A 15,851-nucleotide genomic window follows, 5' to 3' on the forward strand; every position below is an offset into this window, starting at 1 on the left:
TAGTCATATACACAGTCTTATGCCTACCCGCTATTGTAAGTGGGAGACTGTGTCCGGTCTTTCACGGGGCTGTTCCATGTGCTGCGGGGATGTCATGCGGAACGACTACTTTCGCTGGGAAGCGAATGCCCCGCAGACATTCCCAATTGCCCTAACTACGCTGCATTAGCGAATTAGTGCACCCAGTAGCAGAATTAACGCACTTCTACAACGGCCCAGTCGAGTCCCGCCTGGCTAGCTTGCGCGGCGAACTTCGACACGTCCCCGAAGCTGATGCCGATGGCGCGGCTGATCTGCCGATGCGTCAGGCCACACGCCCACTTGAGTCGCAGGACTTCCTTCGATTTGCGCATGCTCATCCGAGGTGTCGGCATCGGCGCTTCTCCCGCAAAAAAGGGAGCAGGTTCCAGCCTGATGGCACGCAATTGTTTCCTCGCTTTTGCAATAGCCACGATCCGCAAATACCGTGAGCTTCTCAACCCCCATCTCCGCACGAGCAAGCTTGGGTGTCGACGCTAAATGATCGCGGTCAAACCCGTCATTGGTGACGACATGCGCGACAATTAGATGGTGCTTCGTGTCCACCGCTGTTTGCACGTTGTCGCCAACGACTACGGTGCCTCGCGTCTTCATTGATCGCGCATCGGGATCCGTGAGCCATACTTGTCCGTCGCGTGCCCTTGAGTTGGACCGCAATCTTCTTGAGAACTTGCATTTATTCCTTCAAGGCTGCGATCTTGTCTTTCAGCCGCTCTGTTCTGGCCTTCACGATCGCAGGCTCCTGACGATCAGCCGTGTCGAGCGCTTGGAGATATCGAGCAATACTCGACTCGATATCACGCATGCGCCGTTCGAGCTTGGCGTTCGTGAAGTTGCGGTCGCGATGGTTCACCGCCTTGAACTTGCTACCGTCGATCGCAACGATTACTTTAGAGAAGAGGTCCAGACGCTGGCATAGCATTACGAACTGACGGCAAACATCGCGAATACGTCTGCTGTTGTCGTCCGGAACCGAGCTATGGTTTTGAAGTCGGGCGCAAGTCGACCCGTGATCCACATAAGTTCGATGTTTCGCTGCGCCTCACGTTCAAAACGACGACTGGACTGAATGCGATTAAGATAGCCGTAGGTATAGATCTTACGCAGCACCTCAGGATGATAAAGACGGCCTGCCGGTCGACGCAGATTGAATGCGATCGAACCCGAGAGCATCAAAATCAAGTTCATTTACAAAGACATCGATTACGCACACTGGATTCGTGTCCGTCACGTAGTCCTCAAGTGCTTCGGGCAGCAGAAGCTCTGGTTACGATCGTCGCCTTGAACGAACCGCTTCACTTTGCGCACTCCCTTTGGTTACACAGCAAAAATCTAGCGTCTCAAAATGCGTTTTGACACTATCTGGACCGATTGCAGAGGTTCACGGTCCAACACCCGGAGCCAACCCCTAGCGGACTCGTTTCCTTCTGCTTTCCGCGGATGGCGTAAACGTCATGGCTGCTTTTCCCAACCTTGGAAGTTTGCCACTGGAAAGAACTAGCGTGAAAACCGCCCCCTCGCGCTCTTCCAAGCCTTTACATCATCGTCGTCGATCCAGCTTGCGGCGAGTTAACGAGCCGCGCTACAGCCGCAACGACTACGTTACCATCGTTGATCTTTACTTTGATTCGTGGCCGTCTTCGGCTGCGACCTCCATGTTGCTCGGACGGGAAAACGAAATGCCCGTTTTCCACAAGCATTTGTATCAAGTCGTCATGAGGGTTCAACGGATCGAACCGTTTGAGGTTCATGGGAACCACGCGGTCCGCATCCAAGAACGCGGCGAGTCCCGCACGCAGGTTGACTTCTTGGTCATTTGAACCGCTATAAGACGCATCTTTTCCATCCGAGTTGTTCGCTCAGTTCGGGAATAAGACCCGCTTTCGCATTGTGCAGGGACATGGTATGGTCCGTGGCGCGATCGATAACTATAGAAATAGCTACCGAGCGCGTCATCTTGACGCCCGGCAAAACGGCAAAATCATGAGACAATTAGTTGTCTTTAATCAAATAAACAGCCGCCATGTCCGACGCGATCCGCGCGCGGCGCGATCCCCCACGGTGCTCCACCTGTGTAGTGCGCCATCTCTGTGTGCCAGAAGGGCTTAGTGCTCGTGACATCGGTAAGTTCGAACAAGTGATCTCGGCCGCGCACCTGGTACGGCGCGGCGAAGCGCTCTTCCGCGCGGGCGACGCATTTAACGCGCTCTTCGCGGTGCGCTCCGGCTCGCTCAAAACCGTTGCGATCCGTGACGGCGGGCGCAAACAGGTCACCGGCCTCATGCTTGCAGCCGACCCACTTGGGCTCGACGGTATTGGCGACGGCCAGCACACCTACGACGCAATTGCGCTCGAGGATAGCTCTGTGTGCGTCATTCCGTATTCGCTTTTTGAGCGCATATGCCGCGAGATGGAGACGCTGCAAAAACGCGTGTTACGGATGCTCGGACAGGCGATCAATCGCGAGTCGGATCACGCCCTGCGTCTCGCCATGTTGCGCGCGGACGAACGCGTTGCGCGCTTGCTGCTCGATTTGTCCGCACGGCTCGCCAAGCGCGGTTATGCAGCGGATGAGTTCACACTCCGAATGACGCGCGACGATATCGGAAGTTACCTTGGTTTAACCCTCGAAACCGTGAGTCGCACGCTGTCACGTTTTGACAAGATCGGCCTCATCGATGCGAAGGGCAAAGCCGTTCGCATCCGGGATTTCGAACGCCTGCGCAGTATTGGAGCTGGTTAGCGCCGACTGTCATAATGAGCAGGAAAATGCCGAATAAACGATTTTGGCGCTCAGCGATACTTTCACTTCGATCGGTGCTTTTCAGCGCTCATCTCTCATTGCGTTGCGCACAGGTCGATTCGAGAGCGCAAGATGATCCGGACGTCTCAAAAAATGATTGTCGCGATCACCGTATCGCTATAACTGCCTGGCGGCGGTGTCGGTTGCGGCAGCACGCGCGAATACACCGGAATGGTTTGCGTCGCGCCGTTGCCAGTGCCGCTTACGGTCGTCGATCCCGACGTGCCATCGCCCCAAGGTACCGAATACGATGCGCTCGGATACAGCCCGTAGCCGATCTTGTCGCTGCCGCCGGCGAGCGTCATGTAGCGCGTCGCGGATGTCGCGTTGACGCCGTTTCCCGCCGAAAGCGAAATGGCATACGCACCCGCATTGGTGCAGGCCACGGATAAGCTGCCCGCCGCCGTCAACGTCGAGGAGAGTAGACCCTTAGAGCCGAAGTCAATATTCGACGCCGAGATCGTGCAGTCGTTAATGACGTTCGCCGTCACGGGAAACGAGAAAGACCCGGATAAAACCGGTAGCGCGAGGCAGTCGAGAAACGTGCCGGTGGTCGGCAGCGTCTGATAGCCGACAATCGCCGTGCTGCCGAACGTGGCGCCGAAGCTGCCCGCCTGCACGCTCGATTGTGACGGCAGTATCTTGCCGTACACAGTCACGGTCGTGTTCACCGCGCCCGCGTTCACCGGTAAATCGTAAAACGCGGGAGCATAGGGACCAAAGATCGAGCCGACCACGCTTGTGCCCGCCGAATCGCTATAGAGGTTGTATTGCAACGTGCTCACGCCGTTCGTCATGTACCGCGGCGCATAGCTCGTCTGCCCGACGCCCGGCCCGAGCGCGACACACACGCGCAACTTTGCGAGCAGCCCGGAGCATTTGATGGCGATGGTCGCGCTCGCGCTCGGCGTTCCCGTCACCGGACTGTACGAGCCGAAGCTCATGCCCGTCGATATAGCCGTGCAGACCTGCGCTTGCGCGTTGCCCGCGGCCAGTGCGCAAAGCACGAACACGATCAGCGCAATCACATGACGAAGCAGTTTCATCGCGTCACCGCATGGCAGACGAACGGCCCGAGCGTTTCGAGCGACTGAGCGGTTTGCGGCGCGAACGCGATATCGGCTTCGCAGGAACCGGCATTCCATTGAGCGAACACATGATTTTGCGCCTTGAGATCGTCGATGAAGGTGAGGCCATCATAGCCCACGAGGTATTGTTTGCCGCTTGCGCTCACGATGGCGTGCGCGCCCGGCTGCAAGGGCTTGCCGTTGTCGTCGACGAGCTTGAGCTGCGCGCCGCTGAAGTGCTCGATGGAAAAGCGCGCCAGCACGCCCGCGCGCGCTTGCGGCGCGATGTTCAGGCTCGTCGCGCTGATCGACGTGGTCGCGGGCAGTCCGAGCGGGTCGATGGCGAGATGGTTCGAATCGTAGGCGAGCAGGTTCGGCACCAGCAGATGACCCGCGCCATTGGTCTTGCCGATCAGCCGGTTCTCGTGCAGCACGGGAACGTTTGCCACGCCGTTCGTATCGACCACGGCGAAGGCGTCGTCGATGCGGCGGCCCGCGAGCACGTCGCCTGCCATCAGCACGATGGAGCCGGAGCCGTCGAGCTCGGTCGCCGTGCGTCCGCGGTTCTGATACACCGAGCCGATCACATCGCCATAACGATTGCGATACGTGCCCTGCGCGAGTCCCTGCACACTGCCGTTCTGCTGGCCGCCCTGCACTTGCCAGCCGAAGCCGCCGTCGTAATCCGGCGTGCGCGAGAGCGAGGCATTCATGAGCGGCGAATGCTGGTCGAAACCGCCGCTCACGCTCGCGTTCATGCTGCTGCCGATTGGCATGCTGAGCGCGATGAAGAGCCCCGCATTGCGCGTCGTGCCGAAGTCGCGATAGACGCTTGCCGAGAGCGCGACGCGCCCGCCTATCGACGACGAATACGCGAGCGAGCCGATGCGCGCGCGGCCCGAGTAACTATCGTTGACGCCGACGTATGTCATGCTCACTGCGCCCGGCTGGCCGACGATCTGCAAGGGCACGGCCACCGTTGCGCGGTCGGTCGATGCCGGCGCGGGCGCGCCTTCGCTCGAGGCCAGATCGCCGTAATGCGACGTTGCGCGCTGCACTTGCATGTCGACGGACAAAAGCGGCGCGCGGTACTGCCAGCCTGCGCTGAACTGCGCGCCCGCGCCGGTGGTGGTCGATCCCGCGACGGGAACGCCGCCCTCGTAGCCGATGGTCTGTACCGTGCTCTTGCCCGTGCTTGCCGCCACGGAGACGTTGACCACGCCCGCTGCGCCCGCGCGGATCAGGCCGCCCACGCCCAGATTGACGATGTGACGCGTCGCTTCGGCATGTGCCTCGACCGTGAAACGTTCGGAAACACCATGGCGAAGCGACGCGGACAGCGACGGCTCGCCCGAATAGCCGAGCGATTCGAAACCATAGTTGCGGCGCAGAAAGCCGCCTTCCATCGAAAAATCGGTGAGACCGGTGGCGAGCAGACGCGCGTCGATATAGAGCGGTACCGTGGTCATCACGTTGCGGCCGAGTGCATCGCGCGTGACGATGGTTGCCTCGCCCGCGCCCGTCACCGCCGGCACCGCATTGATGACGAACGGGCCGGATGGCGCCTGACCGCTGTATTGACGCACGTTGTTCACGTAGAGATCCACGGCGGTGGGCACGGCCGCCGAGCCGCCGAGCGTCGGCACCGGATAAGTCACGAGGTCGGGACGCAGCGAAAAGTCGCGCGATACCTGCACGCCGCCGAGACGCACCGCGCGCGTCCAGGAGAGCGACGAGCTGATCGTGTCGCCAATGCGGGTGGTGATCATCGTGTCGGGGTTCGAGCGCCGCCACGACGTATCGAGGCGCGTGTAGCCCGTGCGTTCGCCGTATCGGTAAGCGGTGCCGGTGTTGCTGAAGGTGCCGCCCGGATAAAACAAGCGCTCCTCGCTGAAGAGCGCGTAGCGCGACTCGTATTGGGGCTGCGCGGTGAATTCATAGTTGATAAGCGCGCCGGTGGCCGTGGAGGTCGTCGGGCGGCGCAACGAGCCGTCGTTAAGTGTGGACGGCACACGGCGCGCGTCGCTGACACGGATATCGATGCGCTGCAGTTCCGGCCGGTACGCATACGACAGCCCGGCGATGGTCGCAAGCGCCACGCGGCCTTGCGCATCCACGGGCGTCTCCCCCGCGAGGATGCCGATCTCCGCGAGCTCACGCGGCATGGCGTGGAGCGCACCGTCCACCATGAAAAACTGCGCGACCTGATCCGTGGAGATGTCGTTGATGACCACTTCCAGATAGAGCACGCCATCGCGTTTGGGGTTCGCCGCGCTGGCCGCGCTGGCAGCACTGGCAGCACTGGCGCTGGCGGATGCCACGGGCGACGTCACCATCTGCGCGGCCCACGCGGCGCTCACCGCCATGCTGAGACTGGCGCTCGCCGCGAGCACGAACGGCAGACGCGCACGCGCGCGCCTGCCGCCGCGCCTTTTGCGGCTCTCGACATGACCGGCCTTCACGTCACGTCACTTCGCCGACGAGACGACGAGCGGGCTAGCGAGCGAGATCTGCGTCGAGACGGGCGTGCCGTTGATGGTCGCGTGCACGGTGGCGGTGGTTGCGGTGCTGGCGGCATCCGCAACAGGCCATTGGCGTGTCGCGTGCGCCAGCGCGTAACCGAGGAGTCCCGGCGCCATTTCGGTGACGCGGCCGTCCGGCCATTCGATCCGCACCTGGCTCAGTTGCGCGTGCAGCGCATCGGCATTGGCGGCGCGCAACATCAGGCGCGCGGGCGCGGCTTTCGGATCGGCGCCGGCGCTTGCGCGCTCCAGCGTGAAATCGACCTTAGGCGTGGCGGGGCCGGACGTGGCGTTCGCGAAGACGGGCACCGAATAGCGCAACTGCATGCGCACGCCAGTCGTGCGGGCGGTTTCGGCTTGCGGAATCTCGTCCACCAGCAGGCGATACGTCTCCTCGCCGCGCGGCGCTTCGCGGCTCGTGCGCAAGATGCGTACGGTTTGCTCGCCACCGGCAGGAATGCTGATGATCGGCGGGCTTGCAACGATGCCGCGCGCTTCGTCGAGACGGTCTTCGTCGAGCGTTTGCGACCAGCCGAACACGCGCACTTGCGCGGTGATGGTCTCGCTGCCGCGGTTCTGCAGCTTCATGACGGCGGCGGGTTGTTCGGGCGAAAGATCGACGCGGATGGGCGAAACCTGCAGCGCACCGGCATGCGCGGGCACGGCGAGCGCCACGGCAAGCGCCCCGGCCGCGAGCTTGAAAGAACGGAAAAAGGACATCGCCGGGGCCTCAGAATGTAACCGTCGCCGTGATGGTCGACGTGTAGGCGCCCGCCGCCGGGGCGGTTTGCGTCGGCACTCGGCCATAGACGGTGAGGGCTTGCGAGGAGCCGGTGCCGGTGCCCGAGAGCGTATCGGTGCCGATCGTTTGGCCCCAGTTCTGAGTGCGCGCCGAGTCGCGATAGAGGCCGAAGTTGACTGTCGGATTGGGTGAACCCATGCCGCCCAGAAGACGCGTCGCCACGGCCGAGCCGCTTACCGAGCCCTGATCCAGCCCGATGTTGTAGGCCGTGCCCTTCGTGCAGGTCACGTTGACCGTGGTTGTTTGGTCGATGTTTGTCTGGATAATGCCCGTCGAGCCGAAATCGAGCGAATTGGCGGTGATGTCGCAATCGGCTTGAATGGTCAGCGACACGGTGAACGTCGCCGTCTTAGATGTCGCGCCCTCTGCTGCTAGGGGTAAACCGCTTGCCAGTGTGAGGACGAGCGCGATCTCACCTGCGCGACGGACCAATCGCGCGGTTCTCTCAATATTTTTCCGCATTATTTCTCCGAATATGCGTGTGTGTGCGGAGCCACCAGATTAACGGCCGCTCCCTGCTTCCTTAACGGCCAAGCAACAATCCTCTTAAGTCCGAAGCCATCGAAGTTTTCTATCGAAACTTCGTTTGCGTTACCAAAACTTGACTGTCCTAGCACTGCCGAGAGCACGCTCGCCCCCGCGTTGACCAGATCGAAGACGCTCGAAGTCAAATACCCTACGAAGCACTCATCTACTGAAGCCTCGTTGCATTAGCAACGCCGACGAGTGAGGTTTGGCAAACAACTTCGAAGCTAGCCATTACCCTAGAATGCGCCTCAGGGGCAGGAAATGAAATGGCCGTTCGGATTTTGGGAGCACGAGGCATGGCTGGGGCATTTTTCCTCCATCCACTAAGTCGCTGGTCCTGACCGTCTGATCATTTTAAAGTTTGGAGCGTGGACACCCCCGCGAGCAATTAACGCTCGAACCAACTATAATCGCAACCTTCAGTGAACGACTTATCAATTTGATGAGCAAGACATTTTTATATCTGGCGATATAGGTTGTGCGCCAATTATAGGCTGGATTATCGCTCCGAAGAGAGCAACAAAAGGAGAATCAAATGGTTTTCTCTTTAAGGGTCCAAACACATCGAATTTCCGCGCGCGCAGCCGACGAGCTCATTGAGCACATTACGCTAATGATCATACAGATTGAACTGCTTTCTGCCACTACTCAGATGCCCGGATTAGATACAGCCCATTGGGCGGATCTTTTGCGTCGATTGATAGCAAGCGAACAGTGCAACCAAGACCAACGAGTACGGGCGAGAGGCCTATTACATAAAATTCGCTCTTCGGCGATTAAAAAAAATGGGACTAAGTGCTGCGCCATTAAGCTTTACGAAAATGTGAACCAACGTAGGGGAAATGCCATGATGAACAATTTCCTGTCGAACAATCGAAGTGAACTGATTGAACGATGCAGACTTCGCGTCGTCGCCCGGTCTTCTTTCACTCATGCTTCGGAACGGTTAGAAACCGGAATCCCGTTATTCTTAGACCAATTGATCGTAACCCTGCGCGTAGAACAGGGCAGCGACCCGCTAACAAGTCGTGCCATATTCGGCCCTAGTTTGGGATCGAGCGACGCTTCCGAGATGGGCGCATCGGCAGGACAATACGCAAATAAGCTGCAGCTTTTGAATGTGTCCATAGAAGAGGTCGTTCATCAATACGGCGATCTCTGCCAAGTTATCATGGCACTTGCTCGCGAACGCGATGTCCCGTTTCTGGTAGATGAATATCAAACGTTAAACCGTTGTCTTGACAACGCAATCGCAAAGGCGGTTATGGAGTTCGCTTATCAGCGCGGTAACGCCGATCGTAGCGCTCAAGGAAAACAGGACCGAGAAGACACAGCGGCACTTGTTCACGAACTACGCAACGCGTTGTCGAGTGCGACTATAGCGTTCGAAGCGGCGAAGAAAGGTAACTTGAATCTTAACGGCGCAACAGGCACAGTCCTCCAGCGCGGACTTGATAGTCTACGCAGCCTGATCAATCGGTCACTTGACGAACTTAAAGGAGAGACGGACAAAGGGCTTTCGAGTGAGAAGTTTCAATTGGCGGGATTTATTCAGGATGTGGCGCCCGCCGCAACGTTGGCCGCGCACGTTCGTGATGTTGCTTTTACGGCTCTGCCAATCGAACAAGGTCTCGCCGTTTGGGCAGACCGCGACGAATTATATTCCGCAGTGACTAGTCTAGTGCAAAACGGTTTTAAATTCACAAAACCGATACCGAGGTGGAGCTCGTCGCCTACGCGGCAGGAGACCGCATTTTAATCGAAGTACGTGACCACTGCGGCGGACTTCCTCGTGGCAGCGCCGCAACCATGTTCCAACCTTTCACGCAACAATCGAAAGACAAAAGTGGTTTAGACATGGGGCTCTCAATCACTAAAGGGATCATTGAATCGTTTGATGGTAACTTGACGGTAACTAATCGGCCCGGTGTCGGATGCATATTCACGATTAATTTGCCGCACCATAGCATCTGAGTCAAAGAACCTCATCCCTACTGCGAACAGCACGTTGCGCTTTTCCACGACCGCAGCGCGCAAAACCTTTTCGTAGATTGTCGGAACGCGCTCCAAAAATAATCGAATAAATCCCGAGCGCGCAGGTTGGCTGTCCCCTTTGGCTGGTAAGGCCGTCAAACCAAATGAAGTGGATACCCTTAAGTTTTAGTGTCCAATGCCGTCATTGAATAAAGAGTTCCATTTTTGGCCGTGACCGGATATTGCGGTCATCTAACAATCTCCGAAACCGAGGGAGCAGCAGCCCGATCGCTTACTTGGAACAGCCGATTTCCATATGGGTGATAGAGCGATACTCCGCTGGCATGAGCAACCAATGATCGCACCGCCCTATCCTCTCGATGAAGATGCTCGACTGAGCACGCTGCGCTCTGCGTGTATTTTGGATACACCGCCCGACTCTGTTTTTGACGACATCACCCGACTCGCCTCCGACATTTTTGAAGTGCCAATCTCGCTGGTGACCCTAGTAGACAAGGACCGTCAGTGGTTCAAATCTCGTGTTGGTATGCACGTCACCGAGACGGCCCGGGAAACGTCGTTTTGCGCACATGCGATTTTAGCCCGTGAACCAATGGTGGTGCTCGATACCCACCACGATGACCGATTTCATGACAATCCATTGGTCACCGGATCGCCGTTCATCCGCTTCTATGCTGGTGCACCGCTTGTGACACACAACGGCCACGCCGTCGGAACGCTGTGCATCATTGGTACGACTCCCCGAGCGTCTTTCGGCGCTCAAGAACGATCCCATCTGTCAGCGTTAGCCAATCTGATTGCGCAGCGTATTGACACGTTGCGCTCGACGGCCTGTCGCGACAGAGTGACGGGACTGCCCAATCTGACGCGTTTTCTAGACGATTTGGCGCTCCGCGACGAACAGCACGGCGTGGCTGTACATGCGTCGACGCAGGCGGTGTTGATCGATGTCTGTACGCTGGACTATATCAACCGCATGGTCGTTGCCATCGGATTGGAGTCGATCAACGCCGTAGCGGTCGAGACAACCAAACGACTGACCGACGCGCTTGGTCCGGGCATAACGCTTTATCGAATCGGCTATGCGCGATACGGTCTCGTCACAGAAGCGTCCTGTACCGGACTTGGGAGGCTCGTTGACTGCATCACGGGCGCGTTCGAACGGCCTTTAGCTGCGGGCGTGGACCTGCCGATCGATGTCACGCCGTCTATCGGTGTCGTTCGACTTAGCGACGCCGTAAATCCACCCGACATGATCGCCGCGTTGATTTTCGCATCAGAGCGCGCTCGCGAAACTCAGACACGTGCGGTGTATTACGACTTGGAAATGGGACGTCATCGAAATCGTGCGTTCATCCTGATCAACTCGTTCAAGGATGCACTTTCAACAAATCAATTGCGTCTCGTCTATCAACCTCGCGTCCGGTTAAGCGATGGTGTTTGCGTGAGCGCGGAAGCGCTTGTGCGCTGGCGTCACCCCCAGCTTGGAGAAATCTCTCCGGGCGAATTTATTCCGCTCGTCGAGAACACGGCGCTTGTCAACGCATTGACCGATTGGGTGCTCACTGCGGCGTTAAGACAGCTTGCGATGTGGCAATCGAGTCATCCGACACTCCGTGTATCAGTGAATGCTGTCGCGTCAGACTTGACGCGCGATAATTTTGTGCCGTTGGTCGAATCGACACTTAAATCGTGCAATGTTGGCGCTCAACGACTGGAGATCGAAGTGACAGAGGGGTCGCTCATGCGCCATTGCGATCGCACCGCGTTAGCAGTCGGTCGGCTTCGCGAGATTGGCGTGGCGCTTGCAATCGACGACTTTGGATCCGGATTCAGCAACCTTGCGCAGCTTAGCCACCTCGATGTGGCAACCGTGAAGATCGACCAGGCACTCGTCAGAGCAATATCAGTCAGCCCGCGTGACGCAACAATCGTTCGGACGGTGATTCGCCTTGTCCATGAATTAGGTTACACCGCCGTAGCAGAGGGAGTTGAGACCGCCGAAATACTCGGGCAGGTCAAAGCGTGGGGGTGCGACGAAGTTCAAGGCTATTTCACTGGCCGGCCGATGGAGGCAGACATATTTTCGGCTTGGCTCGACGTCGAGCAGCATGTCATGCCGCTGTAGCAAGCTGACACGTGTGACTTCGAGTGTTGCATGCTCAGTTCCCTTCGTGATGAATCGTCAAACATAAATGTCGTCAGCTTCAATGTGCATCGATGAGTACTTAGGGCGTTAAATGGAACGGTCAGTCGAACAAGTTTTATTAACTCGGATTCGAAATTACTACGAATCTCTCTCGCGGCCGACAGCGCGAGAGAACGACGCTATCCAAGAGCAGCTGTTCCGTACGCTCGTCGGACGAACGGAGATGATTGTACTTGGAGGAGTCAGCGTCGTCAGTCTCGATCTGACCTACGCCTTCTCCGATTTCCTGACGGGCATTATCCTTTTTGCTATTGCGGTGTGTGGCGTAGTGAATCGCATCGTGGTTACGCGTTGGATTCATCAAAATTTCAGCGAAGGCGTCTACACACGGCATCGGATCATATCCTCGGGGCTGATATGGTCCGTGATCATCGGGTCGACTGGCTGCGTCACAGCCATGTCAGGAGATATGTTGCTTACCGTGATGAGCGCATGTGTCATGACCGGCCTAGCTTTCGGCGCAACTTTTACCAACGCCGGTGCCCCAAAGTTTGCAAAGCTACAGGTTGTTTTGATCGTCGTCCCGTTCCTCGCGGCCTGTGCGATCTCGCCTGCACTGCATATGAAGTGGATCGCTATCCAAGGCCCCGTCTGGATTGTCGGCATGTTTATTACCGTCGACAAGGCTTATCGAGCGGCCGCGCCGCTCATCCATGCGCAGCTACGAATTGTGTTTCTTGCAACCAAAGACTCGCTCACGGGATTGAACAACCGTGCCAAGATAATGGAAATTATCGACACGCTTTCAAAGCGCCGTGTCGATGATAGCGGCATCTCAGAGGAAGTGTTTGTGCTGTTCCTAGAGCTCGACGGATTTAAGGCAGTGAATGATACTTTCGGCCATGGTGCGGGTGACGAGCTGCTGCAAGCGGTAGCAAATCGCCTGAATGCCCTTGCTGGAATTGACGACCATATCGGGAGGTTGGGCGGTGACGAGTTCGCCTTCGTTTTGGATAACAAAACTTGCTCGCAGACGTATCAGCTTGCCAATCTCATTGTCGAAGCCATTTCGACTCCATTTACTTGAGAAATAACAGCTTGGTTAAAATAGGGGTGAGTGTTGGTGGGGCGTCTCTTACGACAGGCTCTGCTGCCAGCGCGTTTGAAACAGCCGATCGGCTGCTTTACGTCGCCAAACGCGCCGGAAAAGGAACAGTGCGACTCGAATGCACGGCTTAGGGACGAGACAACGAATTTTGCGATGGGTATCCGTCAGCGCAACCCGTCTTGATTTTCCGCATGCATGATGCGAAGGTTTGGCCATTGTAATGGTTGGAGTGATGCGATGGACGACGACGCGGTGGGCCGAGCTGCTGCGCGAACGCGCACGCGACGCCCTCGCCAGGGCGAAGCGTTCTGGCGAGAGATGGTTGCAGCATGGAAGATGAGCGGCGTTGGCACTCGACATTTTTGTCGCGAACAAGGCATTGCCGTAAGCACTTTCGGATTGTGGCGCAAGAAGTTTGCGGGCGAAACGGCAGCAATGAGTCCGCTGGCCGTGACGGCCGACGCCGCGTTTGTCATTGCTCGCCTCGAAGGTGAGCCTGCAGCGACACAATCATCTGCGTCAGTCGATACGCCAGCATCGTCGACGCGTGATCGCGTGACGTTATCGATCGCCGGCGTTCGCATCGAAATGAGTGGCGTGCATGCCGAGCGCATCGTGCGCTTCGTGCTTGGCCAGCTTTGCGGTGCACGGTGCTGATCGCCGCTGATGTTCGAGCCTACATCTGCCGCGAGCCGGTCGACATGCGCAAGTCGATCGACACTCTGTCGTATCTGGTCGAACCGCTGCTTGCGCAGAAGCCGGCTTCGGGCAACTTGTTCGTGTTCGTCGGGCGTGACCGCACGAAGGTGAAGTGCCTCTATTGGGACCGTACCGGATTCGCGCTTTGGTACAAACGACTTGAACACGGACATTTCCCATCACCGGCCTCGCTCGCACAACGCGGCTTCACGCTTGCGGAACTCAATGCGTGGCTCGAAGGTATTGAGATTCCAGCGCGCAAGCCTCATCGCGCCGTCGCGGTGACGCGCGTGGCTTAAACGCTGCCCTGAATCGCGCACAGCGCTCACCGAAGCTTGAAAAACGTCGCGCGAGTTGGGCATCATGCTTGACATGCTGCCCGCCGCCGTCACTGCCGGGATCTGCCACTAGAGCTGGAGGCTCTGCAAGCCTTTGCACTCGAACAGAACCGGCTCGCGTGCGTGTTGTGGGAGCAACTGGAGAGCCTTCAGCATCAGATTGCACAACTCAATCGCGCACGCTTCGGCGCGAGCTCTGAGCGGCTGGCCGGTCAGGCCGAGCTGTTTGACGCCGCCATAGATATTCCAGTTCCTCCCGAGCCAGCGAAGTTTCAAGTCACAGGGCACGCCCGCCGGGGACGCCCTGGCTGCCAAAGGACTTACCACGCACGCGCATCGAATATGACCTGCGCGACGAACAGAAGGCCGCATTCGACGCGCTTGAGCGCATCGGCGAAGGGCGTAGCGAGACGCTGCATTACGAGCCGTCAAGGCTCACGGTCATCGAACATATCCGCTTCAAGTATGCAGCGAAGAAGGATGGCGAGTCGACCATCGTGATGGCGAGCGCTCAGCCCTCGCCGCTGCCCAAGAGTAACGCGAGCGCGAGTCTGCTCGCAAACATCCTAGTGAGCACCTACGTCGATCATCTGCCGTTGAATCGGCAAGAGATGCGCTATGCGCGCCGTGGTATTCACCTGCCGCGGGCCACGCTGTGCGAATGGACGCTGGCCGCAGCAATTGCTCGCTGCGCTTCTGCCGCCGCTGCGCGCGCACCAGTTGCAGGCGCCGCGCATGCACGTTGACGACACGACGCTACTGACCTGCCCCGGTAACTTGAGACCGAACTGATCTAGGATAACGGCGCATCCATACGGAGCGCGTCATGAAGAAGAGTCGATACAGCGATGAGCAGATTGTTCGGATCTTGCGGGAGGCGGACAGTGCGTGAAGTAGCCCCCTGAATCTCAGGACACGAAGACTCTCTAAATTTGGGATAGTCTTGTGACTAGCTTTACGACTAGGCATAACGTGGAACACATCGAGATTCTGGCTGAACCGGAACGCCGCAGGCGGCGGACGGTGCAAGAGAAAGTCGCCATCGTGCAGGAGACACTGGCTCCCGGCGCGTCGGTATCGGCAGTAGCGCGGCGGCATGGCGTGAACCCGAACCAGGTGTTCGCGTGGCGCAAGCAATATCGGGAAGGCAGTCTGGCAGCGGTGTAGGCAGGCGAGACAGTTGTTCCGGCGTCTGAGCTGGTCGCGGCCATCAAGGAAATCAAGGAACTGCAGCGGCTGCTTGGCAAGAAGACAATGGAGAACGAGATTCTCCGCGAGGCGGTCGAGTGGGGACGGTCAAAAAACCTGATTGCGCGCTCGCCCTTGCTGCCGGGGGACGACCATTGAAAACGGTCTGCGAAGTTCTCGGCGTGGCGCGCTCTGGTGTGGCGGTAAAACGGGTCCGTGCTATCGATTGGCAGGATGGTCGCTGCGCCCGGATGCGCGATGATACGGGCTTGCTCGATGAGATTCGAATGCATGTGACGGGTCTGCCGAGCTACGGCTACCGCCGTATCTGGGCGCTGCTGCGGCGCAGCCGCGAGATGACCCGTGCTCCGTGCGTCAATCACAAACGGGTCTACCGCGTGATGCGCGAGCACCAGTTGCTGTTGCGTCGGCCTGGCGTGCGAAACGACAATTGGCGACATGATGGTCGCGTGGCCGGAACCTGTCCGCATTTTTGTGTGCGAGGCGGTTAGCGGAGTCACCCGCGTGCGTTGGTAAAACGCTCTCCAAACAGGATGGCAAACTGGTTCATCGCGGACGACCAGTCGAACGCCGCGCGTACTGACTTTGCCAG

At 58.2% G+C, this 15,851-nt stretch carries 13 protein-coding genes and 4 pseudogenes; 11 read left to right on the forward strand and 6 right to left on the reverse strand.

Annotation, left to right across the window (positions count from 1 at the left end):
* Positions 1 to 203: 203 nt before the first annotated feature.
* Positions 204 to 374, reverse strand: a pseudogene (locus tag NCT03_RS32785) (IS21 family transposase); the annotation flags it as partial.
* A 31-nt stretch (positions 375 to 405) separates the two neighbouring features.
* A pseudogene (locus NCT03_RS32790) lies at positions 406 to 1,338 on the reverse strand (transposase); the annotation flags it as partial.
* 155 nt (positions 1,339 to 1,493) lie between these two features.
* Between NCT03_RS32790 and NCT03_RS32795 the strand changes: the two are divergent.
* Both NCT03_RS32795 and NCT03_RS32800 read left to right on the forward strand, forming a co-directional pair.
* On the forward strand, positions 1,494 to 1,859 hold the full coding sequence (locus tag NCT03_RS32795) for a hypothetical protein (protein WP_250495433.1): 366 nt from the start codon (positions 1,494 to 1,496) through the stop codon (positions 1,857 to 1,859).
* 203 nt (positions 1,860 to 2,062) lie between these two features.
* The gene (locus NCT03_RS32800) at positions 2,063 to 2,782 is read left to right on the forward strand and encodes a helix-turn-helix domain-containing protein (protein ID WP_250470138.1); all 720 of its coding nucleotides are present in this window, start codon (positions 2,063 to 2,065) and stop codon (positions 2,780 to 2,782) included.
* Between the two features lie 146 nt (positions 2,783 to 2,928).
* On the opposite strand, the gene NCT03_RS32805 is transcribed toward NCT03_RS32800, so the two are convergent.
* From NCT03_RS32805 to NCT03_RS32820, 4 genes are read right to left on the reverse strand one after another with little or no spacing between them, the layout of a single operon-like run.
* Positions 2,929 to 3,888 (reverse strand): Csu type fimbrial protein, encoded by a 960-nt coding sequence (locus NCT03_RS32805; protein WP_250470139.1) that lies wholly within the window; start codon positions 3,886 to 3,888, stop codon positions 2,929 to 2,931.
* Positions 3,885 to 6,371: a fimbria/pilus outer membrane usher protein gene (locus tag NCT03_RS32810; protein WP_244832086.1), complete on the reverse strand. Its 2,487-nt coding sequence runs from the start codon at positions 6,369 to 6,371 to the stop codon at positions 3,885 to 3,887. Before NCT03_RS32810 ends, NCT03_RS32805 begins: the two co-directional genes overlap by 4 nt.
* 6 nt (positions 6,372 to 6,377) lie before the next feature.
* Positions 6,378 to 7,151, reverse strand: coding sequence for a fimbrial biogenesis chaperone (locus NCT03_RS32815; RefSeq protein WP_244832087.1), 774 nt, complete (start codon positions 7,149 to 7,151; stop codon positions 6,378 to 6,380).
* A gap of 10 nt (positions 7,152 to 7,161) precedes the next feature.
* On the reverse strand, positions 7,162 to 7,695 hold the full coding sequence (locus NCT03_RS32820) for a Csu type fimbrial protein (RefSeq protein WP_370652301.1): 534 nt from the start codon (positions 7,693 to 7,695) through the stop codon (positions 7,162 to 7,164).
* A gap of 601 nt (positions 7,696 to 8,296) precedes the next feature.
* Between NCT03_RS32820 and NCT03_RS32825 the strand changes: the two genes are divergently transcribed.
* The 9 genes and pseudogenes from NCT03_RS32825 to NCT03_RS32860 all read left to right on the forward strand — a co-directional run.
* A complete protein-coding gene (locus NCT03_RS32825) occupies positions 8,297 to 9,520 on the forward strand; it encodes a sensor histidine kinase (protein WP_250495434.1) in 1,224 nt (407 codons plus the stop codon).
* The gene (locus NCT03_RS32830; protein ID WP_250470141.1) at positions 9,481 to 9,735 is read left to right on the forward strand and encodes a sensor histidine kinase; all 255 of its coding nucleotides are present in this window, start codon (positions 9,481 to 9,483) and stop codon (positions 9,733 to 9,735) included. The genes NCT03_RS32825 and NCT03_RS32830 overlap by 40 nt, the downstream gene beginning before the upstream one ends.
* Positions 9,736 to 10,090: 355 nt before the next feature.
* The gene (locus NCT03_RS32835) at positions 10,091 to 11,884 is read left to right on the forward strand and encodes a sensor domain-containing phosphodiesterase (RefSeq protein ID WP_250470142.1); all 1,794 of its coding nucleotides are present in this window, start codon (positions 10,091 to 10,093) and stop codon (positions 11,882 to 11,884) included.
* Positions 11,885 to 11,996: 112 nt separating this feature from the next.
* Positions 11,997 to 12,992 carry a sensor domain-containing diguanylate cyclase gene (locus NCT03_RS32840; protein WP_250495435.1) on the forward strand — a complete coding sequence of 332 codons (996 nt, stop codon included), beginning with the start codon at positions 11,997 to 11,999 and terminating at the stop codon, positions 12,990 to 12,992.
* A 258-nt stretch (positions 12,993 to 13,250) separates the two neighbouring features.
* A complete protein-coding gene (gene tnpA / locus NCT03_RS32845; protein ID WP_250470144.1) occupies positions 13,251 to 13,670 on the forward strand; it encodes an IS66 family insertion sequence element accessory protein TnpA in 420 nt (139 codons plus the stop codon).
* A 44-nt stretch (positions 13,671 to 13,714) separates the two neighbouring features.
* Positions 13,715 to 14,011 (forward strand): IS66 family insertion sequence element accessory protein TnpB, encoded by a 297-nt coding sequence (gene tnpB / locus NCT03_RS32850; protein ID WP_250470145.1) that lies wholly within the window; start codon positions 13,715 to 13,717, stop codon positions 14,009 to 14,011.
* 162 nt (positions 14,012 to 14,173) lie between these two features.
* Positions 14,174 to 14,281 (forward strand): annotated as a pseudogene (locus tag NCT03_RS32855) (transposase domain-containing protein); the annotation flags it as partial.
* Between the two features lie 269 nt (positions 14,282 to 14,550).
* Positions 14,551 to 14,796 carry an IS66 family transposase gene (locus tag NCT03_RS34295; protein ID WP_459906074.1) on the forward strand — a complete coding sequence of 82 codons (246 nt, stop codon included), beginning with the start codon at positions 14,551 to 14,553 and terminating at the stop codon, positions 14,794 to 14,796.
* 235 nt (positions 14,797 to 15,031) lie between these two features.
* Positions 15,032 to 15,714, forward strand: a pseudogene (locus tag NCT03_RS32860) (transposase); the annotation flags it as partial.
* Positions 15,715 to 15,851: the final 137 nt, after the last annotated feature.

The sequence above is a fragment of the Caballeronia sp. GAWG1-1 genome, assembly GCF_023631465.1.
GTDB lineage: Bacteria > Pseudomonadota > Gammaproteobacteria > Burkholderiales > Burkholderiaceae > Caballeronia.

Bases quoted from the DNA above. Each gene is read 5' to 3' on its own strand.
- NCT03_RS32835 (WP_250470142.1), top strand. From the start codon at position 10,091: ATGATCGCACCGCCCTATCCTCTCGATGAAGATGCTCGACTGAGCACG.
- NCT03_RS32805 (WP_250470139.1), bottom strand. From the start codon at position 3,888: ATGAAACTGCTTCGTCATGTGATTGCGCTGATCGTGTTCGTGCTTTGC.
- NCT03_RS32840 (WP_250495435.1), top strand. From the start codon at position 11,997: ATGGAACGGTCAGTCGAACAAGTTTTATTAACTCGGATTCGAAATTAC.
- NCT03_RS32795 (WP_250495433.1), top strand. From the start codon at position 1,494: ATGGCTGCTTTTCCCAACCTTGGAAGTTTGCCACTGGAAAGAACTAGC.
- NCT03_RS32800 (WP_250470138.1), top strand. From the start codon at position 2,063: ATGTCCGACGCGATCCGCGCGCGGCGCGATCCCCCACGGTGCTCCACC.
- NCT03_RS34295 (WP_459906074.1), top strand. From the start codon at position 14,551: ATGGCGAGCGCTCAGCCCTCGCCGCTGCCCAAGAGTAACGCGAGCGCG.
- NCT03_RS32815 (WP_244832087.1), bottom strand. From the start codon at position 7,151: ATGTCCTTTTTCCGTTCTTTCAAGCTCGCGGCCGGGGCGCTTGCCGTG.
- NCT03_RS32820 (WP_370652301.1), bottom strand. From the start codon at position 7,695: ATGCGGAAAAATATTGAGAGAACCGCGCGATTGGTCCGTCGCGCAGGT.
- tnpA (WP_250470144.1), top strand. From the start codon at position 13,251: ATGGACGACGACGCGGTGGGCCGAGCTGCTGCGCGAACGCGCACGCGA.
- NCT03_RS32825 (WP_250495434.1), top strand. From the start codon at position 8,297: ATGGTTTTCTCTTTAAGGGTCCAAACACATCGAATTTCCGCGCGCGCA.
- tnpB (WP_250470145.1), top strand. From the start codon at position 13,715: ATGCGCAAGTCGATCGACACTCTGTCGTATCTGGTCGAACCGCTGCTT.